We start from the raw sequence: 24276 nt of genomic DNA on the forward strand, positions 1-24276 counted from the left end.
CGTTCATGGGCGTAGCTCTGCTCGTGCTCGTGGTTCATCGCGCTTCCCCGCGCAGCTCCACCAGTGCCGCCAGTTCCGCGTCCGTCAGCTCTGTCAGTGCGGCCTCGCCGGCGCCCAGCACCGCGTCGGCCAGGAACTGTTTGCGTTCGAGCATCTCCGCGATGCGGTCCTCGACGGTTCCCTCGGCGATCAGCCGGTGCACCTGCACCGGGCGGGTCTGCCCGATGCGGTACGCGCGGTCCGTGGCCTGCGCCTCGACTGCGGGGTTCCACCAGCGGTCGTAGTGCACGACGTGATCGGCCCGGGTGAGATTCAGGCCTGTTCCGGCGGCCTTCAGCGACAGCAGGAACACCGGCACCTCGCCGTCCTGGAAGCGCCGTACCAGCGCTTCGCGTTCGGCGACCGGGGTGCCGCCGTGCAGCAGCTGTGAGGCCACGCCACGGGCCGACAGGTGCCGTTCGAGCAGGCGCGCCATGCGTACGTACTGGGTGAAGACCAGAACACCGGAGCCCTCCGCGACGATCGTGTCGAGGAGTTCGTCGAGCAGTTCCAACTTCCCCGAGCGTCCGGAGAGCTTCGGGGCGTCCTCCTTGAGGTACTGCGCCGGGTGGTTGCAGATCTGCTTCAGCCCGGTCAGCAGCTGCACGATCAGACCGCGCCGGGCCATGCCGTCGGCCTCGGCGATCCGGTCCAGGGTCTCGCGGACCAATGCCTCGTACAGGCCGACCTGTTCGGGAGCCAGCGTGACTGGGTGATCGGTCTCCGTCTTCGGCGGAAGCTCGGGCGCGATGCCGGGATCCGACTTCCTGCGCCGTAGCAGGAAGGGCCGCACAAGGCGGGCGAGCCGCTCGGCCGCGGCGGGATCCCGGCCGCCCTCGACCGGCTGTGCGTACCGGGCACGGAAGGTGCCGAGGCGCCCCAGCAGCCCCGGAGTCGTCCAGTCGAGGATCGCCCACAGTTCCGTGAGGTTGTTCTCCACCGGCGTGCCGGTGAGCGCCACGCGTGCGCGTGTGCCGATGGATCGCAGCGCACGCGCGGTCGCCGAGTACGGGTTCTTCACGTGCTGAGCCTCGTCGGCGACGACCATGCCCCAGGGCACCGCTGCCAGTTGCGCGGTGTCCACGCGCATCGTCCCGTATGTCGTGAGGACGAACTCGTCGTCCGCCAGAGAGCCGAGATCGCGCACGGGCCCGTGGAACCTGCGCACCGGCACGCCGGGGGCGAACCGCTCGATCTCGCGCTGCCAGTTGCCGAGCAGGGAGGCCGGACAGACCACGAGCGTGGGACCCGCCGCCGACGGATCCGTCCGGCGGTGCAGATGCAGCGCGATCAGTGTGACCGTCTTGCCGAGTCCCATGTCGTCGGCCAGACAGCAGCCCAGCCCCAGGGCGGTCGTCCGGGCCAGCCAGCCGAGACCGCGCAGTTGGTAGTCGCGCAGGGTGGCGGCGAGCGCGGGTGGCTGACCGACGGGATGCGCCGCCTCCGGGTCCGCGAGCCGCTCCCGCAGCTGCGCCGTCCACCCGGTGGGCCGCACCTCGACCCGGCGGCCGTCCACCTCGGCGGAGCCCGTGAGAGCGGCCGCCAAAGCCTCGACCGGGGTGAGCGAGCGGTCCTGCCGGGCCTGTGCGCGGCGCGCCTTTCCCGGGTCGACCAGCACCCAGCGGTCGTGCAGCCGCACGAGGGGACGCTTGGCCTCCGCGAGGCGGTCCAGTTCCTGCCGGGAAAGCTCCCGTCCGCCGAGCGCGAACCACCAGCGGAACCCGACCGTGGCCTCGGCCGACAGGAAGGACGGCAGTGCCGAACCCACGCTGTCGGATCCGTCCGCGGCGGTCCCGTCGTCCGGTGGCCCCACGACCGCGTGCGCGGTCAGCTCGCGCGACAACTCCTTCGGCCAGTGCACGTCGACCCCGGCAGCGGCCAGCGCCCGCGCGCCGTCACCCAGGAGTTCGATGACCTCGTCGTCGGCGAGGTCCACCGCGTCGGGAGCGGCGGCCGCCAGCAGAGGTGCCAATGGCGACCATGCGCGGGCCGCGCGCCGCAGCGCCAGGAGGATGTCCGCTCGCGCGCGGGGGCCGAAGGCGTCGGGCACGGCCGCTGACGGGGCCCACAGATCGGCGGCGTCCGCGACGTCCGCCCCTCCGTTCGCGCCGTGTACCTGCAGCACGGCCCGGAACCGCACCGGAGCCCCGTCCTCGGCCATGGCGTCGAGGGGACCGGATGCCTCCACCCGCAGCGACAGCCGCAGGCCCATGTCGTGGCCCGCCGCGATGTCGTCGGCCCACGCCCGCAGTCCGGGCCGGTGCTGCGGCTGCGCCACCGCGTAGGCGGCACCGGCGGTCACCATCATCGCGGCGGGAGAGCGGGGGAGTGTGTCGGCGACGGCGTCCAGGAAGGCACGCACCAGGTGCTCGGGGTCGTGCAGCCGGGCCGGTCCGCCCGTGGCGATCGGTACGGCGTGTGCTTCCGGAGGCATGGCGGCGGCGAGCGCGCGGACCATTTCCGTATCACGCGCGGACAACGGCCCCACACGCCACATGTCGTGGTCCTCCGGAGACAGGCCGGGCAGGAGCAGGCCACGCGCCAGGAAGTGCAAGCACAGCATGCCGGCCGCGCCCCAGAAGGCGGCGGCCCGGTGGCTGCCCGACCCGGTACGCGCACGCGTGAGCACCGGCAGGGCGGTCGGCAGCGGCAGCCGTATGGCAGGAAGTCGAGCCTGCTCCACGGTTCCGTCCGGAGCGGGCACTACCAGGTCCAGTTCCCCGACGACGCCCTGGGGCACTACGGGGAGGGCGTCGCCGTCCGGCCGCCAGAAGGCCATCACGCCCGCGCGGGCGGGATCGGACGGGACGAATACAGCGTTGCAACGGGCCAGTTCGGACAGTGGGGAGGGTGGTGCCGGGGGCATGCTCTGCACGGCTCTGCCGCACTCCTCAAATTTGACTACTCACCTCGGAGTCGCCGAGGGTACAGGAAGAGGCAGGAACACCGAGAACGCCTAGTGTGTGACGTGGACCACTAGGGGGTGCGCCTCGGGGAAGTCTCAGGGTCAGCAGCCGGAACCGCGAGGAGTGCGGGGCCGTTCTCAGTGCAGAGAGCGGCAGTGGTCGAGAAGGAGGCGACGCTCATGTCCAAGAATGCGAAGATCGCCGCAGGGGGAGTGGCGGTCGGGCTCATCCTGCTGATATGGCTCCCCTGGTGGGTGTCATTCCTGATCGTGGTAGGAGTCCCGGTCGCGGCGTACCTGACGCTGGACCCCTCGCAGCGACGCAGGCTCCGCCGAGTCGCCCGCAAGGAGATCGGCCGCTGAGCCGAGCGGGCCGAACGGGCAGGGCTCGTCCGTCGCGTTCGCGGCGGACCCGCCTCGGAGCATCGGGGGCCACGTCTTCGTCGACGCCGTGGCCCCCGCGGGCTCAACTGGGCCGTACCGCCATCTTGTCGAGTGCCTCGAGCAGGCCCGGCAGCTCCGGACCCCGACCCACCGGCATGACCTCGCCGGGCTTCTCGTCCAGCAGGACGAACGCGATGTCGTCCGTGCGGGCCACGATCGACCAGCCAGGTCCGTCGGCGCGCAGTGTGCGGGCGTCACCGGGGGCGAACGAGGAGCGCACCCGCCCCAGCGGCGGCGGCGATTCGATGTACGCCCGCGCCTCCGACAGCACACGGCGGACACCCGGGTAGCCGCTCTTCGGCGCGCTCCCCGCGGCCTCGGCGGCGTCCGTCGGTGCGGTCTCCGCGTTCGCCGACGTCTGCGAGGCCTCCACCCTCACCGGAGTCGCTCCCGGCATGGGGAAGTCGTCCTCGCTGATCTGGCCCCGCCACGCCGCCCACTGCAGCGCGATCTCGTCAGCCCCCAGACGCCGCTGGGCCGGCCCCCAGAAACTGGTGTCCGGCGGGGCCAGCGGGGGCTGGTCCGTCGCATCGGGTCCCGGGTCGTGCGGTGCGGGCACGCCGGGCGCGGCGACCGCCACAGACAGGGGCCAGCCCGGCAGGGCGGCCACGACCGTGCGCTCGTCCGGCGACAGCTCGTACTCCATGCCACAGTCCCAGGAGGCGATAGCCACGGCGACCAGCGAGACGTCGTCGATCACGACCGTCCAGCGGGCACCCTCGCCGTCCTGGCCGAGGACCAGCCCGTACCCGTCGGCCAGAGGCGCCAGCCCCAGCGCCGCACAGGCCTCCGGATAGTCGTCTCCCAGCACGCTCGGAAACTGCGCCGGCGTCAGCAAAACTGCTGTGAGCACGTACAGCGCATCGTCCGCGGCGGCGACGGCACCGTTGTCCGTCCCGGCCATCCCTGCCTCCAGTGGTTCGTCCATCGGCGCGCACCCTAGTGCGAGCGGAAGGTACTTGTCACGACACCACACACCACACGGACCTGCAGGTTTCCACCTGGACGTGGGCGAAACACCCCTGTTCTGCGGACACTTTTCGCTCAGGCCGCCGGCAGCCCGAGGAGGTCTCGCGCCACCGCACCCGGCGACGCGTCGCGCTCCCGGGCGAGCGCGACGACGGCGCGGCACGCCAGCTCGCTCACGCCGAACGACAACGCCTCCGGCGACACCCACGCCGACGCCTCGTCGATCCGTTCCTCGTCGCCCTCCGCGCAGGCCGTCACATAGGCGGCCGCGGCCTCGAACAAGTTGTGCGCTCGCCTCTCCCGTACGTTCGCAGTCTCCGCGCGCGGGGAGCGGCGAAGTCTTGCGGCGTAGGTGCGGACCATGTCGAACACGTGAGCCACCTTCCCCCTGGACGGAGTCGTGGTCGATCGCTCATTTCCTGTTGTTCAACCTAGAGTTGATGCTGCGGCAGCAGAAGGGGGATGCAGTGGTGAAGCGCTTCGAGCGGCTCGAGCGGATCCGCCGGATGGATCCGGTCGCGGACGCCCTCGAGATCTACCGGCTCAGTGCGGCGTTCGAATTTCCCTGGGACTACACGAGGGCCCTGGAATTCGCTCTCTACCGCACCTACGCCGTCCCGAGCATCGGCCGCCTGCTCGCCGAGACGGCGGAACTGACCGAGCGCGCGCAGAAGCGGTACGACGACACGGTCCTCCTCCTCGACACCGTCGTGGAGCACGGCTTCGCGACCGAAGAGGGCCGCACCGCGATCCGCCGTATCAACCAGATGCACCGCAGCTACGACATCAGCGACGACGACATGCGCTACGTGCTGTCCACTTTCGTCGTGATGCCCAGGCGATGGATCGACGCCTACGGCTGGCGGCGCCTGTCACGGCACGAGATCGTCGCCGCCACCGAGTACTACCGCATCCTCGGCAGCCGCATGGGGATCCCCGACATCCCCGAGACCTACGAGGAGTTCGAAGCCCTCCTCGACGCCTACGAGCAGGCCCACTTCGCCTGGGACGAGCGGTCGCGGCAGGTCTCCGACGCCACGCTCGGCCTCATGGCCTCCTGGTATCCCCGTCCGCTGGCGCCGCTGCTGCGCACCGCGACCCTCGCCCTGCTCGACGGCCCCCTGCTGCGCGCCTTCCGTTACGAGGCGCCCGGTGCGGCCACCACCGCCCTCGTGCGCCGTGCCGTGCGGACCCGCGGCCGCCTGGTCCGGCTGCTGCCGCCGCGCCGCAGCCCGCATTTCGCACGGCTGAACCCGGAGATCAAGAGCTATCCGAACGGCTATCGCCCGGCCGACCTGGGCACTCACCCGGTCCCGGGATTGCGAGGGTGCCCGGTCAGGCACCACGGCATCTCAGCCGCCGACGGCCTCGAGTGAGCCAAGGGTGTCGCGCAGCCAGGCGAGTTCGGCCCGGCTCGTGGCGCGCGCGATGGTGAGGACACCGCGCCGGAAGGGATCCTCCAGCTCCTCGGCGGGCAGCGGCCGGTCGCCGTCGTAGAAGAAGCTCGCCGGCTCCTCCAGGAAGGCCAGCCGACGCCTCAGTACGGCCGCCTGGGCCGCGGGGTCGTCCAGGTGTCGCAGGAACGCGAGCAGCGTGAACCAGTTGTTCTCGTCGGTGATCTCGCGCTGCGCCGGCTCGGCCAGGCGCCGCCGCAGTTCCCGCTTGCCCTCCTCGGTGAGGGTGAGGACGTGCCGCGGTGCGGCCCCGGCGCCGGGCTCGGACGCCCTGGCCAGCAGCCCCGCCTTCTCCAGCCGTTTGATCGCCGGGTACAGCGTGCTCTCGGCGACGGGTCGTACGTGGCCGGTGAGTGCGGCGATGTGCCGGCGCAGGACATAGCCGTGCAGCGGGGCGTCGTAGAGGAAACCGAGGATGGCCAGTTCCAGCATGCACGCATTCTCTCCCACAGTCGCTGTACATCGATGCCCGTATATTTCGTTGCCGACATACATCGCAACCGATGTATTGTGAGGTGTCATCGCGGGCAAGAGGGAGGGCGCCGTGCAGCAGGCCGAATTCGACGGCAAGGGGAGCCGGATCCGATGGACGGAGGTGCCCGGTGCACAGCCCGCGCGCGTGTATCTGCACGGACTGGGGTCGATGTCGGCCGTGTACCACGCGCACGTCGCGGCGCGCCCCGAACTGGCGGGCAGACGCAGCCTGTTCATGGACCTGGCCGGGCACGGGACCAGTGACCGGCCCGAACACTTCGGCTACACGCTCGAGGAACACGCCGGGGCCGTGGCGGGCGCGCTGGACCAGGCGGGAGTCACAGGCGCCGAACTGATCGCACACAGCATGGGAGGAGCCGTCGCCCTCGTGCTCGCCCACCGACGGCCCGACCTCGTCTCACGGTTGGTGCTGACGGAGGCGAACCTCGACCCCTTCCCGCCGCAGACGGCGGCCAGCAGCGGAATCGCCGCCTACGGGGAGGACGAGTTCGTCGCAGACGAGTACGCGCGCGTGCTGGAGAACGTGGGCCCGCTGTGGGCGTCCACCATGCGACTCACGGATCCGCGCGCGTTGCACCGCTCCGCCGTCGGGCTCCGGCAGGGCTCGACGCCCATGATGCGGGCGATCCTGGAAGGGCTGACGATCGACCGCGTCTACCTTCAGGGCGAACGCAGCGGCGAACTGCCCGGCAGGGAGAAGCTGGAGGCCGCCGGGGTGCGCGTTGTGAAGGTGCCCGACGCCGGGCACAACATCATGTTCGACAACCCCGACGCCTTCGTGGCAGCCGTCGCGGGACTGTGCTGAGCCCGCGGGGACTTCAGCCCTCGCGCACCGCCAGCGCGAGGAAGCGGGAGTCCTCGTCGGCGTACGACGTCATGCGCCAGCCCGAACGGGCCAGGAGGGGACCCAGATTCGCCTCGGCCCGCAGGTCGTCGGGGGTGATCTGCCGGCCCTGCCGGGCCGCCAGGGCCGCCCGGCCGATGGGGTGGAACAGTGCGAGCGTGCCACCCGGCCGCACCACGCGGGCCAGCTCCCGCAGGTTCACGACGGGCTGCGGCAGGTGCGCGATCAGGCCCGCGGCGAACACGGCGTCCAGAGAACCCGACCGCAGCGGCAGCGCGGCGACGTCCGCGAGCAGCAACAGGCCGTCGCGGTCCCTGCCCGCGCGCACGGCGGCCTGGAGCATCGCCGGGGTCAGATCGGCACCCATCACCACCCCTGAGGGCCCCACGGCGGCACGCAGGGGCGGCAGGGCACGGCCCGTGCCGCACCCCGCGTCCAGCACCCGGTCGCCCGCGCGCAGGCGCAGATCGGCGACGGCGGCCGCGTAGGCGGGGCCGTCATCGGGAAACCGGCTGTCCCAGTCGGCCGCCCGCGCGGTGAAGAAATCCTGGACGTGTGTGTGGTCGTCGCTCATGTTTCGCATGATCCCTCACCGTCCAGGGTGATACTCCTGCGCGCATGTTCGAGCGGGACGCGATCGTTCCGTCTCATCTCTGTGTCATATTCCAGCACCTTTCGAAATGCGCCCCCTTTGTGCGCCCTTGGTCCGGCTAGCGTCCCTGGGCCATGGGACACATGGACCACGCTGCCTTCGGCTGGCTGACCCCCGTACTGTCGTACGTGATGGCGTGCATAGGCGCCGCACTCGGACTGCGCTGCACCATGCGCGCGCTCGCCACCACCGGCCGCTCGCGCCGCAACTGGCTCATCACTGCCGCCTCTGCCATCGGCACCGGCATCTGGACCATGCACTTCGTGGCCATGCTCGGATTCAGGGTCAGCGGCACCGACATCCGCTACGACGTACCGCTGACCATCCTCAGCCTCGTCGTCGCCATGGTCGTCGTATGCGCCGGCGTCTTCGCCGTCGGCTACAGCCGGGACCGCAACCGCGCCCTCCTCATCGGCGGCCTCACCACCGGGCTGGGCGTCGCCAGCATGCACTACCTCGGCATGGCGGCGGTGCAGCTGCATGGCGACGTGGACTACAACCCGGCGCTCGTCGGGCTGTCGGTCCTGATCGCCGTGGTCGCGGCGACCGCGGCGCTGTGGGCGGCCCTGAACATCAAGTCGCCCGTCGCCGTCACCCTCGCCTCCCTGGTCATGGGAGTGGCCGTCAGCAGCATGCACTACACCGGCATGTTCGCCGTCGGCGTGCGGGTCCACCCCTCCAGCGAGGTGCTGCCCGGGGCCACGGCGATGCAGTTCATCTTCCCCCTCGCCGTCGGCCTCGGGTCCTACCTGTTCCTCACCTCGGCCTTCGTCGCCCTTTCGCCCACCGCCGACGAGCGCGAGGCCTCCGCCTCGGCCCAGCGGCCCGTCGAGAGCGCCGCCCGCTAGCGGGAGCCCGGCCCGAGAGCCCCGACCCACGTCCCGAGCGAGGAGGCCATGCGCCCACCCCGAAGCACACCGAAAGCCACACCGAAAGCCGGCCCCGCGACGCAGTCCCCGCCCCCGCGCCGCGGCCGCCGCGCGCACGCCGGACCGCCGGCCGACGAGAGCGTGGACCCGTTCCTCGACACGGCACCGGACGGCACGCCCGCGAAGGCCGGACGCTGGCGGATGCGCCCCCGGACCGTGCGCGCCAAAGTGGTCAGTCTGCTGATGGTGCCCGTCGTCTCCCTGCTCGCCCTGTGGGCCTACGCCACCGTCAGCACCGTCCAGGACATCGCGAGGCTGCGTCAGTCCCAGCGCGTCGAGGCCGAGCTGCGCGCCCCCGTGGCCGCGGCCGTCTCCGCGCTGCAGGCCGAACGGGCCACCGCCGTGCGGTACGCCGCCGATCCGGACGCGGCGCGCGGAGACGACCTGCAAGGCCTCGCGTCCCGCACCGACCGGGCGGTGGCCCAGCTGCGGCTCGGCGGCGACAACACCGTCGCGGACAGCCAGGAACAGCCCTCAGGGGTCACCCGGCGCCTGGAGGCCTTCGTCGCGGGTACCGAACGGCTGCACACGCTGCGTACGGCCCTGCTGGACCACAGGAGCGGCTGGAACGAGGCGTACGGCCAGTACACGAAGACCATCGCGGCCGCCTTCGCGGTGGACGGGGCGCTGACCGGCATCCAGCAGGCCGACGTCGGCTCCGACGCGCGCGTGCTGCTCGAATTCTCCCGCGCCGGCGAAGCGCTGGCCCAGGAGGACGCCGTCCTCGGCAGCGCACGCCCGGCCGACGGCCTCCAGGGCGAACGGCTGCGCCTGTTCGACGCGGCCGTCGCCACTCGCCGCACTTTCACCGACGCGGCCGTCGCCGATCTGCCCGGCGCACAGCGCGCCGCCTGGCACCGGCTCACCGGCAGCGACGCCTACACCACGCTCACCACCGCCGAGGACAAGATCCTCACCGCCGGTCCCACCGCCAAAGCGGTCGACACGTCACCCACCGCCGCCTGGACCACCGCCCACGCGCGCGTGCAGAGCGGCATGAGCACCGTCGCGGCGGACATGGGGCGTGCCGTCGCCGGCCGCTCCGACCCGTACACGCGCGGCCTGCTCAGCCCGGCGGGCGCCGCCGTGCTCTTCGGTCTCGCCGCCGTCGCCGCCTCGCTCGTCATCTCCGTCAGCATCGGACGGGCCCTCGTGGTCGAGCTGGTCAGCCTGCGCAACGACGCCCTGGAGATCGCCCGCCGTAAACTCCCCGCGGCCATGCGGAAACTGCGCGCCGGTGAGGAGATCGACATCCGGGCCGAGGCACCCGCCGGACCACCCGCCGAGGACGAGACCGGGCAGGTGGCGGAAGCCCTCACGACCGTGCACCGAGCCGCCCTGCGCGCCGCCGTGGAGCGCGCCGAGCTCGCCAGTGGCATCTCCGGCGTCTTCGTCAACCTCGCCCGCCGCAGCCAGGTGCTGGTGCACCGTCAACTCAGCCTCCTGGACAGCATGGAGCGCCGCTCCGACGACCCCGACGAACTGAGCGACCTCTTCCGCATCGACCACCTGACCACCCGGATGCGTCGCCACGCCGAGAGCCTGATCATCCTCTCCGGAGCCGCACCCGGCCGCGCCTGGCGCATAACGGTGTCCCTCACGAACGTCGTGCGCGCCGCAGTGTCCGAAGTCGAGGACTACGCGCGCGTGGAGGTACGGCAGCTCCCCGAGGCGTTCGTCATCGGTGCGGGCGTCGCCGACCTCACCCACCTGCTCGCCGAACTCGTCGAGAACGCCGCTCAGTTCTCCCCGCCCCACACGCGCGTGCGCGTCACGGGCGAGCCCGTCGGCAACGGCTACGTCCTCGAGATCGAGGATCGAGGCCTCGGCATGGGCGCGGAGACCCTCGGTGAGGCCAACCGGCGCATCGAACAGTCCGAGGCCCTCGACCTCTTCGACAGCGACCGTCTCGGGCTCTTCGTGGTCAGCAGGCTCGCCGCCCGGCACGGCATCAAGGTGCACCTGCGCACCTCCCCCTACGGAGGCACCACCGCCGTCGTCCTGCTGCCCACCGCCCTGCTGCACACCGGCTCCGCGGAGGGCCCGGCCCTGGAGGAGAAAGCACAACTCCAGGAGGAGCGTGCCTACGCGCACGTGCCCGATGCACCCCCGCCCCCCTCCGCAGTCGCCGCACAGACCGGCCGGCCCGCCCTGACGGCCACCGCCCCCGCTCCGTCGACCCCCGTGCACGAGCCCCCGCCCCCCGGAGTCACCGCATTGAGGTTGCACCGCCCGCCGAGCGACTCCGACTCCTCCGAGAACCTCCCCCGCCGCGTACGTCAGGCGAGCCTCGCCCCCCAACTCCGCCGCCGGCGCACGGACGAACCGGCACTCGAACCAGCACCGCGCGGCGACGAGCAGCGCACACCCGAACTCGTACGGGACCGCATGGCGGCCTACCGCGACGGCTGGACACGCGGCGGTGGCAGACAGCCCGGCCGCGCCGCCGCCTCGGAATCCGACACGGGCAACGACAGGACCGAAGGAGACCCGGCATGATCCAGGACCCCGACATGAGGGCCGCCCAGCGATCCGGCGAACTCGACTGGCTGCTGGACGACCTGGTGATGCGGGTGAGAGAGGTGCGGCACGCCATCGTGTTGTCCAACGACGGTCTGGCCGTCGGAGCCTCCACCGGCCTCGCACGCGAGGACGCGGAACATCTCGCCGCCGTGGCCTCCGGCTTCAACAGCCTTGCCAAGGGCACGGGACGGCACTTCGGAGCGGGCGGCGTACGCCAGACCATGGTGGAGATGGACGACGCCTTCCTCTTCGTGGCAGCGGCCGGTGACGGCTCCTGCCTCGCGGTCCTCACTGCCGCCACCTGCGACATCGGCCTGGTGGCCTATGAGATGGCACGCCTGGTCAAGCGGGTGGGCGAACACCTCTACACGGCGCCGCGCGCCGCCGCCCAGCCGCCCACCGCCCGATGAGCCGCAGGGAGTGCCACGGATGACCGAGAACCCGAGCGGCGGTCCGATGGAGCCGGGCAGCCAGTGGTACGACGGCGAGGCCGGGCCCCTGGTCCGCCCCTATGCCATGACCGGTGGCCGCACACAGCCCGGCCCCACCGGAGTGCGCTTCGACATGATCGCGCTCGTCACCCTCGACCTCGCGGCTCCGGCCCTGGACGACGACACCGCGCTCGGCCCCGAGCACCGCACCCTGATAGACCTCTGCCGAACGGAGACACAGTCGGTCGCCGAACTCGCCGCGGACGCGGACCTCCCGGTGGGGGTGGTCCGGGTGCTCGTCGGCGACCTCCTGGAACTGCGCTGCGTCACCGTCAGCCGCCCGGTGCCCCCGGCGCGCCTGCCCGACGAACGGATTCTGCGTGAGGTGATCGAGGGGCTGCGGGCCCTCTAGATGAACGCACACAGCCAACCGGGCGCCACCCCGCACGGATCCCGAAACCAACGGGGCGCGAGTCGGTCACATCAGGCGCATTTCAGTCCTCACCCCCGCAGGGGCGCCGGAGCCGTCATGATGCTGACTTCATCCGCCGCTCCCCTCGACCGCAGCCGGCCCACCCGAGAGAAGTGATCATGGTCTCCGAGCACTCCGAAGCCGCCGGCGACGCCTCCGCCCTGGCGCTGAAGATACTGGTCGCCGGCGGGTTCGGCGTCGGCAAGACGACCCTCGTCGGGGCCGTCAGCGAGATCCGGCCGCTCCGTACGGAGGAACTGCTCAGCGAAGCGGGTCAGTTGGTGGACGACACCGACGGGGTGGACCGCAAGGTCACCACGACCGTGGCCATGGACTTCGGGCGCATCACCATCCGCTCCGGCCTCTCCCTGTACCTCTTCGGGACACCGGGCCAGGACCGCTTCTGGTTCCTGTGGGACGAACTGTCGCAGGGCGCCCTCGGAGCTGTGGTCCTCGCGGACACCCGACGGCTGGAGGACTGCTTTCCGGCGGTCGACTACTTCGAGCACCGGCAAATCCCCTTCGTGGTGGCCGTCAACTGCTTCGCCGGGGCGCGTGCCTACGGCGAACACGACGTCTCCCGCGCCCTCGACCTGGACCAGGGGACCCCCGTGGTCCTGTGCGACGCTCGGGACCGGGACTCCGGCAAGGAAGTGCTGATCCGGCTCGTCGAGTACGCCGGGCGGATGCACACTGCCCGGCTCCTCGACTCCGTGGGCTGAACCAACGGCCTCAGCTCGACACGCCGTTCACCGCGACCACCTTGTCGACAGCGACCCTGACGAACAACTCACCCGGGACGCCGTTGCGGGCACCGAACTCCTCGGCACGGTCCTCGCCCATGTACCGCGCGGCGATCCGGGTCGCCCAGTGGCGCACCTCGTCCAGGTCGCCCGAGAGCCGGGCGCGGCCGTTCAGCGTCACGAAGGAGAACGGCGGCCGGTCGTCGTCCACGCACAGCGCGGTCCGTCCGTCACGGGCGAGATTGCGCCCTTTCACGGTTTCCTCGCCGGTGTTGAAGACCAGGTCGTCGCCGTCCAGCAGGAACCAGATCGGAGCGAGATGAGGGCTCCCGTCGCGTCGGACCGTCGCCAGCTTCCCGGTGCGGGTGCCGTGCGAGACGAACGCCCGCCATTCCTCGTCGGTCATCTTCTGTGCCATACGCCCATCCTGCTTGCCCGGACGGCGGAGGTGGGGAAGGCTGGCGGAGAAATCCTCCGACCAGGGGGAGACGTCACACGGGGAGACGGAACATGGCGCAGAACCGGGGACTCGGCTGGCTCCTGGACGATCTGATCGAGCGCGTGGACCACGTAAGGCACGCACTGGTCCTGTCGAACGACGGGCTGGTCACCGGAGCGAGCACCTGTCTGCGCCGCGAGGACGCCGAGCATCTTGCCGCCGTCGCCTCCGGCCTGCACAGCCTGGCCAAGGGCTCGGGGCGCCACTTCAGCGCGGGTGGCGTGCGCCAGACGATGATCGAGTACGACGACGCCGTGCTGTTCGTCACCGCCGCCGGTGCGGGGAGCTGCCTGTGCGTCCTCAGCGGCGCGGAGGCCGACATCGGGCAGATCGCCTATGAGATGACCCTGCTCGTCAACCGCGTCGGCGAACACCTCGGAGTGGACGCCCGGCAGCCCGAGCACGCTCCGACAGTGGACCTCTGACCTGCGCATTCGTTTCCACCCGTGGAGTTATCCACAGGCTCACCTCACGGTGCGTGAATTCGACTACGGTGTGTGCACGGCGAACGCACAGGGCGTGAGCAATCCACTCCACGGGGGAGTACGACCATGCCGGGAAGCACCTGCAGCCCACCTCGCTCCATCACCTGCACGCCGAGCCGTGCGGCTCGGGAACTCGGTCTCAAACGAGGGGAGTTCGACCTGGCCGTTCGTCTCGGCCGCATCCGGACCGTGCCGGACGAGGGTGGTGGGGGAGGCCGTCGGGTCGAGCGGACCGAACTCGACCGGCTGCGCGCCCAGGAGGGTTTCCCGGAAGCCCTCCGGCAGCGTGTGCGGGTCGTGGGCACCGCGGAGGGGGCCGCGCTCATGGAGATCTCCGCGGGCAGGTTCACCCGCCTCGCTCGCCTGGGACTTCTGGTGCCCGTGCGCTTCTACCTGAACCGCTACCGAGCCGTGGTGTGGCTGTATCTGGCCGAGGAGCTCCGGCAGTTCGCGGCCGCCGACGAGAACGCGCACCTGCTCAAGGGGCGTACGCCCGAGACCCTGAGGAGCCAGGTGGTGGCCGGCGTGGACCTGCGCGCCCGCAACTGGCGCGGACGGCACCTCGGCTTCCTGCTGCGGCAGGCCGAGGACCCCTGGGCGCGGGCCGGAGCCGTGGCCGCCTTCCTCTCACCCGTCGAGGTCGCGGACGTCGTTCGCGACCCCCACGAGCGGGCCCGGTTGAACCGGCTGCGGCCCGCGTCGCTCGACCACGGCGCCCCGGGGTCGCCTTCCGCGCACCTCGCGGAGGAACTCATGACGGCGCACGACGCGGACGAGGTCGACTGGCTCCGCGGCGACCTCGCCCACGCGGTGGAGGAGGCACGCACTCACGCGCCCGCCCCACGCCGGGCTCCACGACATGCCTGGCCCACACCGCCGAATCCCGCGCCACGGCTCGCGCCCACGCAGCAGGCCGTGTCCGCACAGCCGACCGCGCCCACGCTGCCGACGAGGGCCACGCCGACTCTGCCCGCGGCGCGGATGCCTCTACCGCTCACCGAGCCCGTGCCCGCCGCAGGAAAGCCCGCCGCGGAAGAGCCGCGCGCACCGCGAGGACTGCGTGCCTGGCTGCGCCGCAGAAGCCCCCGGCCCACGGAGGCGGAGGCCTGAACGCTCAGGCCGGAACGGGCCCTGCGGGCTACTGGGGACCTGCCACCTGCAAGGACCTGAACAGACCCTCCTGGACGACCGAGACGAGCAGGCGCCCCTGAAGGTCGTAGATGCGCCCGCGGGCCAGACCGCGGCCGCCGATCGCGACCGGCGACTCCTGGTCGTACAGGAACCACTCGTCCGCGCGGAACGGCCGGTGGAACCACATGGCGTAGGCGAAGATAGAAGCGGCGAGTGCTCGGTGACCTGCATGTTTCTGGTGCAGAGAGCGCTTGGATGCTTACTTAGCACACCATGCGCACACTCGTGCGGTGGGTGGTAGTCAGTGCATCCAACGCGTTGCCTGTAGGTGCGGTGAGTGAATGCCGCGGGTTTGCTGCGTGGAGGGGAGCCAGCAGATTCTTCGTCTGCTTGTGGTGTACGCCTCGCCCGCCTCTGACCTGCGGCAACAGGGGGAATCGCTTGATGTGAAGCCGAGTTGGGCTGCACCTGGTCCGGATCTTGGTGTGGTGCCAGCGGAGGAGGTTCCTGCGGTACTACATGGCACAGGTTGTAGAAACCGACTTCTGGCGTCCGCACGGTCCGAAACGGTGGTGTTTGCGTCGGGTGGGACCCCTGTGATCCCGATACATTGACAGTGTTTGTGGCAGGGAAGTGACACCTGACCGTCACTGCGGCCCCCCGTCGGGCATGTGTCGGCGGTGCCTCGTGACAGCGTCGGTGACGGGGGAGAGAGACCTGTAGGGGAACGTTCAGGTGGGGCCTCTGCCCGGAGCTGTGAGGCGAAGCCCCACCGGAGCGCTCTTGAGGGGCTTCGCCGTGAGCTCGGCTGTGCTTACGCCCGACGCGTTCGCCTCCTCACTCAGTTGGGTTCCTGCGGTGCTCGTGGGGACGCCGGAGGTGCGACCGCAGCCACCATCAACATCACAGCCGCGAGACGACGGGGCCTTGCGGGGAGGAAGGGTGGGCTGGCGCCAGAGCGGGCGAGACTGGCAGCCTTCAGCGGATGCCTGCCGCCCGCTTGAAGGCGTTCGTTCCTCTCCTTCTCCGCGGTGGACCTGCTGTGTCCGTGCAGAGTGCGTCGCAGCGCGATGGCGATGTCAGGCGCGGGCTTCACAGCGTGACCTAGCATGGTCGCTCCCCTGGCGGTCCCATCCAGGAGTATTGGAGCGATCTCATCCACCAGGTTGCGGGGAGCGCTGTCGGGGGCCCGGCTGGGAAGCGCCGAGATGATCGGACCCACTCGTTCGAGGGTGCCCTGCCCCCGCGAGAGGGCGGCCAGGGGCCGATGCGGATCGCGGCGCGGTAGCCGGCGGACATGTCGATGGCGACATACCGGATCTGCCCGCGCCACTGACGAGGGGTGGTCGCGAGCCAGGCCAGCACGTCGGACGGGGCGCGGCCCTCCACCTGGCCGAGCAGGCCCTGGATCCCGGCGGCGTCGACGAAGCCGGTGTGCCAGCGGTCCGCCACCGGCTCCCACCTGCCCGTTTCCGCGCTCTGCCGCCATTGCATGCGCCCGCGGCGGGTCTCGTCGATCCCGAGCACCTCCACCGGCTGGGGCGCGGCGGTCATCACCTCCTGCCCGGCCGCCCGGAAGGCGTCCATCACGGTCGGCCAGGAAAGCCGCAGGTCCCGGCCCGCCTGCACGACGGTGGACCCGGCATCCCGCACCCGCCGCCCGGTCACCCGGCGCAGCCGCTGGGTAATCCGCGCACCGGCCGGGACCTGGCGGACCTGCTCGGTGAACGACCGGCGCGCGCAGGCCGACTCGCCGCAGAACCAGCGGCGCTTGCGCCACGACAGTTCCAGCCCGTGCTCGCCAAAGGGCAGATCCCGGGGCCGGGTCAGCGCCCAGCCCTTCACCCGGTGCGCGAACACGCCGCACTCCGGACAGGCCCGCGCGCCCTCGTCCGCCGTGACCAGGTGCACCCGCCGGGTGCCGTCTTCCAGCCGCTCCACCCGGTCCACGGCCAGGCCGTCCAGGTCGAGCAGCAACGTCGTAGAGTTGTCCAAGCCCGTGGTCCCGTGATGATCAAGCTGCGTAGAGAACAGCAATGATCACTCACGGCCACGGGCACCTTGCATCCAGGGCACCAACTGCCCTACAACACACTCAGAGTGACAGCCCGCCAAGCTACTGACGTTTGAGGCGTGATGTCGTTGGGGGCTGACGGAACGTGATCGTCGCGGTATGTCGGTTGTATGAGGTATCCGCAGGGTGGTGGGCTGACGCCTGAATGGCAGGTGTTTCGTGAGCGGATCCGGATGGGCGATCACCAGTAGTGGCGCCGACCGGCGACGGCGTGTCCCATACTGCCGAGGAGCCACAGGACGACTCCGATGACCGCCAGGATGATCCCGATGGTCCACAGGATAGATATCCCGGTGACGAAGCCGACGACGAGCAGAATGATGCCAAGGACGATCATGGTCTCTCCATTGGTGGTGGTGCCAGCGCCTCAGCGAACGGCGAGAGACCGCAAGAAGGTGTGACACGGGGGTGGGTGGTCTCCTCCTTACTCCGTGCGGTGCGGTTTGTGGCCGGCGACCTGTAGGCGGACCTCGGTGGGCATGTGAGAGGAGCCGGTGGACCGACGGGCGGTGCGGAGCGGGCCTTCGCACAGGGCACCGAGGACGGTGCCGGATGTCGCCTGAGAGGTGAGAGTGAGTCTGACGCGGGTGAGGGGGTGGGCAGGGCGGCCAGTGATGCGTACGGCCGTGTGTTCCACGCCTGGCAGGGCACCGGCTTCGGCGGCGATCGCGTCGCTGAGCGCGCGGTCGCGCAGTTCGATGCCTTCCTGCGGGGGTGTGCCGCCGACGGGCAGCGCTCCGGGGCGGCGTCGGCGCAGTTGGGCGAGCAGCCACCACAGGGCGAGCACGGCGACGAGGGCGACGGCGGCGATGACCGCGGGCCACCACCACCAGCCCTGGCTGCTCCAGCGGGCCCGGTCGGCGGAGCCGAGCAGGACGTCGTCCGGGGTGGTCAGCGGCCAGCCGACGGGCAGCACCAGATTGTGTCGCCGGTAGATGTCGAGCCCGGCGAAGAGGATCAGCAGACCGCCGCCGAGCAGTACCAGCCCGGCGAGGGCCAGCAGACTGCGGTTGACTAGGTGTTGCGGCGTCATGGCGCGGGCTCCGGTACTGCTGGTTTTTCGGTCAGTCGGTGCGTCGCCGTACCCGTACGACGATGCGGGGAGGGCGGGCGAGGGCGAGTTGGTCGCTCTCGTCGCTGAGGACGGAGGTGACGTCGTCCTTCACCTGCCGGGGGTCGCGGAAACGGACGTCCACGCGGGCTTTGACGCGGTGGCGGCGCACCCGGATGCGAGCCTTACTGACCCCGGGTACCCGCATGGCGGCGTCGCGTATCAGATCGGCGGCGCCGTCCCGGTCCAGAGCGGCCCGCAGCCCGGGTGCGGGTGAGCGCAGGGGGAGCCAGTGGCGTAGGCCGGGAGTGAGAGCCAGCACGATCAACCAGACGCCGACGACGGCCGCCACGGCGGCTCCCGTGAGCATCCACACGTCGTCCACCGGGCGGGTGGCCAGTTCGTCGGCCAGATGCCGACGCCAGGCTGCCGCAGGGCGTCCCGCCCGTACGGCGACGACGTCGATCAGTGCCGCGCCCGACGCCACGAGAACCAGCGAGGCGACCAGCGCGGCCGGAAGGCGGCGCGCGGACCACGGCCGGTGGCTTCGGTGCCCTCTGTCGTGCTCACCGGCCGTCAGGTTCGGTGGGGGCGCGTGGTGTTCGGGCGGAGCGGGCTCTGTCGGCTGCTCCCGCGGCTCCTCGGGCTCCTTCGTCAGCGGCACCGTGGCAGGGCGCGCAGATGACGCGGAGTCGCGGGTGGGAGGGTCCAGAGCGGGTGTCATTCCGGTCCTCCTTCTTGCGTGGCGTGACCGGTGGCACCGGCCGCGGGGCGGCTCACTGGACCCGTCCCCGGTTCGCGCCGGCGGCGGTCACCAGCCGTTGGACGGTGAGCGTGACCTCTCCTACCTTCAAACCGGTCAGTTGAGTCACCCGCTTGGCGACGTCGTGCTGTATCCGCTCGCAGACCTGGGGGATGTCGGCGGGGTAGGGCAGGTCCATGGTCAGGTGCAGGCGCACCGATCCGGTACGGGTGACCGCGGAGGCGGCGGGCGCCGCCGGTCTGTTGCGGTCGGGCGGTATGGCGGCGCGCCGGGACTGGGCCGTGCGGGCAGCTTGGGCGGCGATACGGGCGACCACCCTGTCAGGTATGACGGTGGCGCCCCGCTCGGCCGGGGACGGCAGGCCGGCGGCCCGCGCCGGCGGGCCGGATCCTTCACCGAGTGGCGGGGCACCGGGCCGGGTGTTCACCGCTGCCTCCGCGCGTGGAGGTCGAGATCGCCCTGCACGGCGAGGCCGACGATCAGCCCCGCCGCCCCCAGGACGAGAACGAGCAGGAATGCCCAGAAGCCGCCGAAATAACCGGCGAAGCCCAGGGCCATGCCGGCCGCGAGGCCCGTCGTCGCTGTGTTCATCATGCACTCACCCGTCTCGCGAGCGGCCCTGTCGCCGTGATCACCCGCTCATGCCCGAGGACACGGCGGTGGCCACGGCAGCGGTCACCGCACCCGGCCCTCGTCCGGTTCGGTCTGCCCCTCCTCGTCGTCGGGGAGGTGGACGTCGTCGACAACGATGTTCACCTCGACGACCTCCAGCCCCGTCATCCGCTCCACGGCGCCGATCACGTTGGTGCGTACGCCGCCGGCAACGTCGACGATGGAGACGCCGTACTCGACGACGACATCCAGGTCCACTGCGGCCTCCCGCTCGCCGACCTCGACCTTCACCCCGCGCGTGACACCTCCGCCCGCGCCGGGGACGCGTTCCCGCATGGCGCCGAAGGCGCGCGCCATCCCCGCTCCCAGGCTGTGGATGCCCGGTACCTCACGGGCGGCCATGCCCGCGATCTTGGCCACCACGCCGTCCGCGATGGTGGTCTTCCCCCGTGTCTCGGCCGGAGTCCCGGCCCCAGTACGGCCCTTCAGCGCGCTCACGCCCGCATCGGGCCGGCCGCCCCCGCTGACGCTGGTGATGTTGTCCGTCATGGCGGTCGCCTCGATCGGTCAGTGGGAGACACCTGTGTGGTGCCGTCGAATGGTTGGACACACGTGGCGGCGTACTTCTCACAGCCATCATGTGTGACGTGCATCACATGACTCTGTGTGGGTACCTGCTCGTTCCGAGCCCTGTGCGGGAGTTGTCATGATCGAACGCACCGCTTCGCCACGGCTGGAATGCGACCTGCCGGACGGACTGCTTGCCGTACGGGCGGCCGAGGGAGACGAGGACTCCTTCGCCGTTCTCGTCCGACGACACAGCCGGTCCCTCCTGACCCTGGCTCGTTGCATGCTCGGCAACCCCCAGGACGCCGAGGACGCTGTGCAGGACGCCTTCGTCAGCGCCTGGCGGCGACTGCCGGAATACCGCCACCGCGCGGAGTTCCGTACCTGGATGTACCGGATCACCGTCAACCGCTGCCTGACCATGCGCCGGCGCCGACCGCCGCCCCTCTCTCTGAGTACCGTCGTCGAACCCGTGGCGGGCGACACGTGGAGCCAGCCCGACCGGTCCGCCGAGCGGGACGCGACCGCCGCTGCCCTGACTCTCGCGCTTGCCGAGCTGGACGCCGGGCAGCGGATCTGCTGGATCCTGAGGGAGGTGCAGGGTCTGCCCTACAAGGAGATAGCCCACGAGACGCGGACCAGCGAGCCGACGGTGCGCGGCAGACTGTTCCGGGCACGCCGATCCCTGCAGGAGGCGATGGGCCCATGGCGCTAGACGACCCGCACACGCAGCACCCCGAACCGCCCGGAGCCGACGGACCCCGCACCGGATCGGCCGCCGCCGACGTGCCCCCGTTCCCAGGGGATGAGGCGCTGCCCTGCGGCCGCCTCCTCAGCCGGGTCTGGGAACAGGCCCAGGACGAGGCGTCTGCCGCGGACCCGCACACCGTGTCCTGTTCTCACTGCCGCGAGGCCGTCGAGGGACTGGCCACCGTGAACGCGGCCACCCGGGCGCTACGTGCCGTGGACCCGCCCGGACTGCACGCACTCGCCGACCGCGTCATGAACGCCGTCAGGGCGGAGGTCAGGCTAGGACGGATGTTGCCCCTGGCCGACCCGGACCGTGACCTGCGGATCACCGAGAGTGCCGCGGCGAAGGTGCTGCGGCAGGCCGCGGACACGGTCCCCGGTGCGAGGGCCGCGACCTGCCGGCTCACATCTGCGGGCGAGGGTACCGATGTCCGGGTGACCATGACCCTCGCCGCCACCCTCGACCGTCCGCTGCCCGAGCGCGTTCATCAGGTACGCCGATCGGTCCTCCACTCGGCCGGTCAGGATCTGGGGCTCGCCGTGACGGGCGTCGACATCGCAGTGGTCGACGTACCTGAGCAGTGGCCGCCGCCCCTCGGCGCTGACTTCCGGGCTGGTGGTGGTGTGTGATGACCGCCGTCGACCCGACCACGCTCCTCGGCGTCGCGGCCGAGGCAGCCCTCGCGGTTCCCGGCGTGACCGGCCTGCAACCCCGGCCCGCCCACCGCCTCGCGGCGGCCGCCGCGTCCACCTGGACGCACCCCGCATCTCACCGCACGCCTCCCGAGGCAGGCGTCCGCGCCGAGCGGGCGCCGGACGACTCGGGATGGCACATCGAGGTGCGCTGCGTCCTCGCTGAGGGCCGACGGGCGCTGGACGTCGCCCGCAACGTACACGGCCGGGTGCGGACCGCCGTCATCTCCCAGCTCGCCGCCCCGGAGCCGGTCACCGTCACGGTCACCGTGACCCGCATCGCCACCCGGTACGACGCGACATGAGCGCCGTGGGCACGGCCCCACGGACCGTCAGCGGTGAGATCGGCTGGGATGTCGGATCACGCGCAGCCTGGGCGCATCGACAGCAGTGTCGGGCAGGACTTGGAGCAGGCCATGTTCACGCCCTTCCCGCCGGTCCGCTCTGGGCTCCGTCTGGCGGCGAAACTCCGGGCCGCGGGCGGACTGCGACTGGCCCGCAACCTGGCCCTGCGGGTGCGCCGCCTGGCCGATGAGGAGTTCCGGGGCGAGGGCGGACTGCTCCTGCTGGCCGGGAACGCCCTGCACGCCGCTGGCCTGGCTCCAGAGGCGGTGCGCAGCGGCGGGTTCGGCTGGCTGATGTCGATGGTCCGTCGTCCAGTTGGTGACAGACGCGTGAGAGGGCCTGTGAGAGCGCCGGTGATACGGCGGAGCCCCCTCGGGAACCATCCCGAGGGGGCTTCTGCACGGAGCGGGGCTACGGCGGAGTGCGGCGGCTGGCGTGGGCACCGACGTACTCGGGCTCCTCGCTCCGGAGCACCGGGAGCAAGAGCGCGGGGCGTAACGAGGCCCGGCCGACCCACGGCACGTCGTTCGCTCCAGCTCGCGAAGTTATTTGCCTCAGCGAATGGGGTTGTATGCCCCTGCCTGCCGCGAGGGTCACCTGTGCCCCCGGGGGTACCCGGATCGCAGGGTTGCCCAGGCGATCTCCAGTGACGGGAGGCAGAGATGATGGGCCCGGATGGCCCGCAAGAAGCGGTTGCCCGAGCTCTGGACGCCCTCGGTACGGGTGCTTACCTGACGGACGAACAGGGCTTGATCGTCGCAGTCAACACGCGCGGCGAACAACTCTTGGCCCGCCCCACCGCTGATCTGGTCGGCCGGGACGCTCACGACCTGCTGCACCGCACCAGCTGCGGGGAACCGGTGCCGAGGGCCCAGTGCCACATGCGGGAAAGCCTCCTCGGCGGGCGGACACAGCAGGGTGAGGACGAGTGGTTCGAGCGCGGAGATGGCACGCTGCTGCCGGTGGGATGGCTGGCTACGTCCTACGACATAGGCATCCGCCAGTCGGCCACGCTCTTCCTTTTCCACTCAAGGGGGCGCCCCGGGCAGCCGGCCCAGCGCCCACCGGCCGGCGGACGGCTCTCCGAACTGGAACGGCTCTCTCTCCTTGCCGAGACAACCACCCTGCTCACCTCCACGCTGGACATTCACGAGGCGCTGCGCCGCCTGATCAGCCTCGTGGTGCCGCGCATCGCCGACTGGACCGTCATCGACCTGATCGGCGAGCGGGACGAAGTCTGGCGCTTCGCTGTCGCCCACTCCGAGGACGGCACCGTGATTTTCCGGGAGGACCTCCAGGGGCCCATGCCGCCGATACCGCAGGAATCCCCGATGCCCCTGTCCCGCGCCCTGCGCGGCGTCGCGTCCTCCTTCGCCGGCCCCGAGACCTATCAGGGCCCGCCCGACTCCGGCATCGCGGTGGAGCAGCGGCGCCTGTTCGAGGCCACCGGCATGCACTCGGCCATCGTGGTCCCGCTCCGCAGCTTGCACAGCGTGATGGGTGCCCTCACCCTGGGCCGCGCCGACCAGCCCGATCGCTTCACCGCGACCGACACCGCCCTGCTGGAGGACATTGCCCGACGCGCCAGCCTCGCTCTGGAGAACGCCCGCCTCTACCAGCGGCAGCGCCAGGTCGCCGAAACCATGCAGCGCCATCTGCTACCGAAGCTCCCGCGTTCACCAGAGCGCAACATGACCGCCCGCTACCTGCCCGCGCCGGACGCCTCCCACGTCGGCGGCGACTGGTATGACGCGTTCTCTCTGACGGACGGCGCCACCGCCCTCGCCGTGGGGGACGTCGTCGGCCACGACCTGGAAGCCGCGGCCGGCATGGCCCAGCTGCGCAACATGCTTCGGGCCTACGCCGTATCCCAGCAGAAGCCACCGAGCAAGATCGTGGAATGGCTCGACCTGGCGACCCTGCACATCGCCGAGGTCTCCATGGCCACGCTGGTCTTCGCCCGCATGAGCGAGAACGCCGACGGCCACTGCGAGCTGTCCTGGACCAACGCGGGCCATCCACCTCCCCTGCTGGTCACCCGCGAGGGTGTGGCCCGCTATCTGACCGACGGCCACGGGATCCTCTTGGGCGTCACACCGGAGCAGGTCCGTCCCGACGCGACGGCGGAACTGCCGCCCGGGGCGACCCTGCTCCTCTACACCGACGGCCTGATCGAGTCCCCGGGGCACACCCTGGACGAGGGCCTGGAACGCATGCGTAGGCACGCCGCAGCCCTGGCCCGTCACCCCTTGGAACCGTTCACCGACGAGTTGTTGGCGCGGGCACGCCCGCCGGACAACGACGACGACGTGGCCCTGCTGGCCGTGCGGTACGGGCCCGGTTGGTCTTCCTGACGCAGCTGCCTTCCCTGGCTTGCCCCAGGATCGGGCACGGGAGGGACACGGG

Annotated in this window: 28 protein-coding genes and 1 pseudogene; 15 read left to right on the top strand and 14 right to left on the bottom strand. The window is 71.2% G+C overall.

What is annotated here, in order from left to right; translation table 11 throughout:
- Positions 1-34 precede the first annotated feature (34 nt).
- The gene (locus ACWD5D_RS22990; protein WP_451374602.1) at positions 35-2914 is read right to left on the bottom strand and encodes a DEAD/DEAH box helicase; all 2880 of its coding nucleotides are present in this window, start codon (positions 2912-2914) and stop codon (positions 35-37) included.
- 210 nt (positions 2915-3124) lie between these two features.
- Here ACWD5D_RS22990 and ACWD5D_RS22995 point away from each other — a divergent pair, with 210 nt between their 5' ends.
- Positions 3125-3307 (top strand): hypothetical protein, encoded by a 183-nt coding sequence (locus ACWD5D_RS22995; protein ID WP_100830325.1) that lies wholly within the window; start codon positions 3125-3127, stop codon positions 3305-3307.
- Between the two features lie 103 nt (positions 3308-3410).
- Here ACWD5D_RS22995 and ACWD5D_RS23000 read toward each other — a convergent pair whose 3' ends face one another.
- Both ACWD5D_RS23000 and ACWD5D_RS23005 read right to left on the bottom strand, forming a co-directional pair.
- Complete coding sequence (locus ACWD5D_RS23000; protein WP_451374672.1) at positions 3411-4292, bottom strand: hypothetical protein; 882 nt, start codon at positions 4290-4292, stop codon at positions 3411-3413.
- Positions 4293-4432: 140 nt separating this feature from the next.
- Positions 4433-4720, bottom strand: a complete 288-nt coding sequence (locus ACWD5D_RS23005) for a hypothetical protein (protein ID WP_451374673.1) — start codon at positions 4718-4720, stop codon at positions 4433-4435.
- A 77-nt stretch (positions 4721-4797) separates the two neighbouring features.
- Here ACWD5D_RS23005 and ACWD5D_RS23010 point away from each other — a divergent pair, with 77 nt between their 5' ends.
- A complete protein-coding gene (locus ACWD5D_RS23010; RefSeq protein WP_451374603.1) occupies positions 4798-5733 on the top strand; it encodes an oxygenase MpaB family protein in 936 nt (311 codons plus the stop codon).
- Here the strand turns inward: ACWD5D_RS23010 and ACWD5D_RS23015 are convergent.
- Complete coding sequence (locus ACWD5D_RS23015) at positions 5710-6243, bottom strand: PadR family transcriptional regulator (protein ID WP_451374604.1); 534 nt, start codon at positions 6241-6243, stop codon at positions 5710-5712. The genes ACWD5D_RS23010 and ACWD5D_RS23015 overlap by 24 nt on opposite strands.
- Positions 6244-6355: 112 nt before the next feature.
- On the opposite strand from ACWD5D_RS23015, the gene ACWD5D_RS23020 reads away from it, so the two are divergent.
- Positions 6356-7111 carry an alpha/beta fold hydrolase gene (locus ACWD5D_RS23020; RefSeq protein ID WP_451374605.1) on the top strand — a complete coding sequence of 252 codons (756 nt, stop codon included), beginning with the start codon at positions 6356-6358 and terminating at the stop codon, positions 7109-7111.
- A 13-nt stretch (positions 7112-7124) separates the two neighbouring features.
- On the opposite strand, the gene ACWD5D_RS23025 is transcribed toward ACWD5D_RS23020, so the two are convergent.
- Positions 7125-7724 (bottom strand): class I SAM-dependent methyltransferase, encoded by a 600-nt coding sequence (locus ACWD5D_RS23025; RefSeq protein ID WP_451374606.1) that lies wholly within the window; start codon positions 7722-7724, stop codon positions 7125-7127.
- A 152-nt stretch (positions 7725-7876) separates the two neighbouring features.
- On the opposite strand from ACWD5D_RS23025, the gene ACWD5D_RS23030 reads away from it, so the two are divergent.
- The 5 genes from ACWD5D_RS23030 (at position 7877) to ACWD5D_RS23050 (ending at position 12879) form a co-directional block, all read left to right on the top strand.
- Positions 7877-8650: an MHYT domain-containing protein gene (locus ACWD5D_RS23030; RefSeq protein ID WP_451374607.1), complete on the top strand. Its 774-nt coding sequence runs from the start codon at positions 7877-7879 to the stop codon at positions 8648-8650.
- A 48-nt stretch (positions 8651-8698) separates the two neighbouring features.
- Positions 8699-11230 carry a sensor histidine kinase gene (locus tag ACWD5D_RS23035; protein ID WP_451374608.1) on the top strand — a complete coding sequence of 844 codons (2532 nt, stop codon included), beginning with the start codon at positions 8699-8701 and terminating at the stop codon, positions 11228-11230.
- Positions 11227-11664: a roadblock/LC7 domain-containing protein gene (locus ACWD5D_RS23040; RefSeq protein ID WP_451374609.1), complete on the top strand. Its 438-nt coding sequence runs from the start codon at positions 11227-11229 to the stop codon at positions 11662-11664. Before ACWD5D_RS23035 ends, ACWD5D_RS23040 begins: the two co-directional genes overlap by 4 nt.
- A gap of 19 nt (positions 11665-11683) precedes the next feature.
- Entirely contained in the window at positions 11684-12097 is a 414-nt protein-coding gene (locus ACWD5D_RS23045; protein ID WP_451374610.1) for a DUF742 domain-containing protein, read from the top strand.
- Between the two features lie 179 nt (positions 12098-12276).
- Positions 12277-12879 carry a GTP-binding protein gene (locus tag ACWD5D_RS23050; RefSeq protein ID WP_451374611.1) on the top strand — a complete coding sequence of 201 codons (603 nt, stop codon included), beginning with the start codon at positions 12277-12279 and terminating at the stop codon, positions 12877-12879.
- A 10-nt stretch (positions 12880-12889) separates the two neighbouring features.
- On the opposite strand, the gene ACWD5D_RS23055 is transcribed toward ACWD5D_RS23050, so the two are convergent.
- Positions 12890-13318 (bottom strand): PPOX class F420-dependent oxidoreductase, encoded by a 429-nt coding sequence (locus ACWD5D_RS23055; protein ID WP_451374612.1) that lies wholly within the window; start codon positions 13316-13318, stop codon positions 12890-12892.
- 92 nt (positions 13319-13410) lie between these two features.
- On the opposite strand from ACWD5D_RS23055, the gene ACWD5D_RS23060 reads away from it, so the two are divergent.
- Together ACWD5D_RS23060 and ACWD5D_RS23065 are read left to right on the top strand one after the other, a co-directional pair.
- Positions 13411-13824: a roadblock/LC7 domain-containing protein gene (locus ACWD5D_RS23060; RefSeq protein WP_451374613.1), complete on the top strand. Its 414-nt coding sequence runs from the start codon at positions 13411-13413 to the stop codon at positions 13822-13824.
- A gap of 126 nt (positions 13825-13950) precedes the next feature.
- Positions 13951-14994, top strand: coding sequence for a DUF6397 family protein (locus tag ACWD5D_RS23065; RefSeq protein ID WP_451374614.1), 1044 nt, complete (start codon positions 13951-13953; stop codon positions 14992-14994).
- A 28-nt stretch (positions 14995-15022) separates the two neighbouring features.
- Here the strand turns inward: ACWD5D_RS23065 and ACWD5D_RS23070 are convergent, their stop codons facing one another.
- The 8 genes from ACWD5D_RS23070 to ACWD5D_RS23105 all read right to left on the bottom strand — a co-directional run bounded on the left by ACWD5D_RS23070 (position 15023) and on the right by ACWD5D_RS23105 (position 20064).
- On the bottom strand, positions 15023-15259 hold the full coding sequence (locus tag ACWD5D_RS23070; protein ID WP_451374674.1) for an acyl-CoA thioesterase: 237 nt from the start codon (positions 15257-15259) through the stop codon (positions 15023-15025).
- An 860-nt stretch (positions 15260-16119) separates the two neighbouring features.
- The gene (locus ACWD5D_RS23075; protein WP_451374615.1) at positions 16120-17010 is read right to left on the bottom strand and encodes a transposase family protein; all 891 of its coding nucleotides are present in this window, start codon (positions 17008-17010) and stop codon (positions 16120-16122) included.
- Between the two features lie 260 nt (positions 17011-17270).
- The gene (locus ACWD5D_RS23080; protein WP_451374616.1) at positions 17271-17426 is read right to left on the bottom strand and encodes a DUF6131 family protein; all 156 of its coding nucleotides are present in this window, start codon (positions 17424-17426) and stop codon (positions 17271-17273) included.
- Positions 17427-17513: 87 nt separating this feature from the next.
- A complete protein-coding gene (locus ACWD5D_RS23085) occupies positions 17514-18122 on the bottom strand; it encodes an alkaline shock response membrane anchor protein AmaP (RefSeq protein ID WP_451374617.1) in 609 nt (202 codons plus the stop codon).
- Positions 18123-18153: 31 nt separating this feature from the next.
- Positions 18154-18864 carry a DUF6286 domain-containing protein gene (locus ACWD5D_RS23090; RefSeq protein ID WP_451374618.1) on the bottom strand — a complete coding sequence of 237 codons (711 nt, stop codon included), beginning with the start codon at positions 18862-18864 and terminating at the stop codon, positions 18154-18156.
- 52 nt (positions 18865-18916) lie between these two features.
- Positions 18917-19330 carry an Asp23/Gls24 family envelope stress response protein gene (locus ACWD5D_RS23095; protein ID WP_451374619.1) on the bottom strand — a complete coding sequence of 138 codons (414 nt, stop codon included), beginning with the start codon at positions 19328-19330 and terminating at the stop codon, positions 18917-18919.
- A complete protein-coding gene (locus tag ACWD5D_RS23100) occupies positions 19327-19497 on the bottom strand; it encodes a hypothetical protein (protein ID WP_451374677.1) in 171 nt (56 codons plus the stop codon). The genes ACWD5D_RS23095 and ACWD5D_RS23100 overlap by 4 nt, the downstream gene beginning before the upstream one ends.
- An 81-nt stretch (positions 19498-19578) precedes the next feature.
- A complete protein-coding gene (locus ACWD5D_RS23105) occupies positions 19579-20064 on the bottom strand; it encodes an Asp23/Gls24 family envelope stress response protein (RefSeq protein ID WP_451374620.1) in 486 nt (161 codons plus the stop codon).
- Between the two features lie 157 nt (positions 20065-20221).
- Here ACWD5D_RS23105 and ACWD5D_RS23110 point away from each other — a divergent pair, with 157 nt between their 5' ends.
- From ACWD5D_RS23110 to ACWD5D_RS23130, 5 genes and pseudogenes are all read left to right on the top strand, one after another.
- On the top strand, positions 20222-20797 hold the full coding sequence (locus ACWD5D_RS23110; RefSeq protein ID WP_451374621.1) for an RNA polymerase sigma factor: 576 nt from the start codon (positions 20222-20224) through the stop codon (positions 20795-20797).
- Entirely contained in the window at positions 20788-21462 is a 675-nt protein-coding gene (locus ACWD5D_RS23115; protein ID WP_451374622.1) for a hypothetical protein, read from the top strand. The genes ACWD5D_RS23110 and ACWD5D_RS23115 overlap by 10 nt, the downstream gene beginning before the upstream one ends.
- Positions 21462-21830 carry a hypothetical protein gene (locus tag ACWD5D_RS23120; RefSeq protein ID WP_451374623.1) on the top strand — a complete coding sequence of 123 codons (369 nt, stop codon included), beginning with the start codon at positions 21462-21464 and terminating at the stop codon, positions 21828-21830. Before ACWD5D_RS23115 ends, ACWD5D_RS23120 begins: the two co-directional genes overlap by 1 nt.
- An 87-nt stretch (positions 21831-21917) precedes the next feature.
- Positions 21918-22190 (top strand): annotated as a pseudogene (locus tag ACWD5D_RS23125) (NAD(P)/FAD-dependent oxidoreductase); the annotation flags it as partial.
- A 342-nt stretch (positions 22191-22532) separates the two neighbouring features.
- Entirely contained in the window at positions 22533-24224 is a 1692-nt protein-coding gene (locus tag ACWD5D_RS23130; protein WP_451374624.1) for a SpoIIE family protein phosphatase, read from the top strand.
- The last annotated feature ends 52 nt before the right edge of the window (positions 24225-24276 follow it).

It is taken from the genome of Streptomyces sp. NPDC002520 (assembly GCF_053595235.1).

What these genes read in the sequence shown, in the direction of transcription:
- ACWD5D_RS22995 (WP_100830325.1), top strand. Translation starts at nt 3,125, where the DNA reads ATGTCCAAGAATGCGAAGATCGCCGCAGGGGGAGTGGCGGTCGGGCTC.
- ACWD5D_RS23000 (WP_451374672.1), bottom strand. Translation starts at nt 4,292, where the DNA reads ATGGCCGGGACGGACAACGGTGCCGTCGCCGCCGCGGACGATGCGCTG.
- ACWD5D_RS23005 (WP_451374673.1), bottom strand. Translation starts at nt 4,720, where the DNA reads ATGGTCCGCACCTACGCCGCAAGACTTCGCCGCTCCCCGCGCGCGGAG.
- ACWD5D_RS23010 (WP_451374603.1), top strand. Translation starts at nt 4,798, where the DNA reads ATGCTGCGGCAGCAGAAGGGGGATGCAGTGGTGAAGCGCTTCGAGCGG.
- ACWD5D_RS23015 (WP_451374604.1), bottom strand. Translation starts at nt 6,243, where the DNA reads ATGCTGGAACTGGCCATCCTCGGTTTCCTCTACGACGCCCCGCTGCAC.
- ACWD5D_RS23025 (WP_451374606.1), bottom strand. Translation starts at nt 7,724, where the DNA reads ATGAGCGACGACCACACACACGTCCAGGATTTCTTCACCGCGCGGGCG.
- ACWD5D_RS23030 (WP_451374607.1), top strand. Translation starts at nt 7,877, where the DNA reads ATGGGACACATGGACCACGCTGCCTTCGGCTGGCTGACCCCCGTACTG.
- ACWD5D_RS23035 (WP_451374608.1), top strand. Translation starts at nt 8,699, where the DNA reads ATGCGCCCACCCCGAAGCACACCGAAAGCCACACCGAAAGCCGGCCCC.
- ACWD5D_RS23040 (WP_451374609.1), top strand. Translation starts at nt 11,227, where the DNA reads ATGATCCAGGACCCCGACATGAGGGCCGCCCAGCGATCCGGCGAACTC.
- ACWD5D_RS23045 (WP_451374610.1), top strand. Translation starts at nt 11,684, where the DNA reads ATGACCGAGAACCCGAGCGGCGGTCCGATGGAGCCGGGCAGCCAGTGG.
- ACWD5D_RS23050 (WP_451374611.1), top strand. Translation starts at nt 12,277, where the DNA reads ATGGTCTCCGAGCACTCCGAAGCCGCCGGCGACGCCTCCGCCCTGGCG.
- ACWD5D_RS23055 (WP_451374612.1), bottom strand. Translation starts at nt 13,318, where the DNA reads ATGGCACAGAAGATGACCGACGAGGAATGGCGGGCGTTCGTCTCGCAC.
- ACWD5D_RS23060 (WP_451374613.1), top strand. Translation starts at nt 13,411, where the DNA reads ATGGCGCAGAACCGGGGACTCGGCTGGCTCCTGGACGATCTGATCGAG.
- ACWD5D_RS23065 (WP_451374614.1), top strand. Translation starts at nt 13,951, where the DNA reads ATGCCGGGAAGCACCTGCAGCCCACCTCGCTCCATCACCTGCACGCCG.
- ACWD5D_RS23080 (WP_451374616.1), bottom strand. Translation starts at nt 17,426, where the DNA reads ATGATCGTCCTTGGCATCATTCTGCTCGTCGTCGGCTTCGTCACCGGG.
- ACWD5D_RS23085 (WP_451374617.1), bottom strand. Translation starts at nt 18,122, where the DNA reads ATGACGCCGCAACACCTAGTCAACCGCAGTCTGCTGGCCCTCGCCGGG.
- ACWD5D_RS23090 (WP_451374618.1), bottom strand. Translation starts at nt 18,864, where the DNA reads ATGACACCCGCTCTGGACCCTCCCACCCGCGACTCCGCGTCATCTGCG.
- ACWD5D_RS23100 (WP_451374677.1), bottom strand. Translation starts at nt 19,497, where the DNA reads ATGATGAACACAGCGACGACGGGCCTCGCGGCCGGCATGGCCCTGGGC.
- ACWD5D_RS23105 (WP_451374620.1), bottom strand. Translation starts at nt 20,064, where the DNA reads ATGACGGACAACATCACCAGCGTCAGCGGGGGCGGCCGGCCCGATGCG.
- ACWD5D_RS23110 (WP_451374621.1), top strand. Translation starts at nt 20,222, where the DNA reads ATGATCGAACGCACCGCTTCGCCACGGCTGGAATGCGACCTGCCGGAC.
- ACWD5D_RS23115 (WP_451374622.1), top strand. Translation starts at nt 20,788, where the DNA reads ATGGCGCTAGACGACCCGCACACGCAGCACCCCGAACCGCCCGGAGCC.
- ACWD5D_RS23120 (WP_451374623.1), top strand. Translation starts at nt 21,462, where the DNA reads ATGACCGCCGTCGACCCGACCACGCTCCTCGGCGTCGCGGCCGAGGCA.
- ACWD5D_RS23130 (WP_451374624.1), top strand. Translation starts at nt 22,533, where the DNA reads ATGATGGGCCCGGATGGCCCGCAAGAAGCGGTTGCCCGAGCTCTGGAC.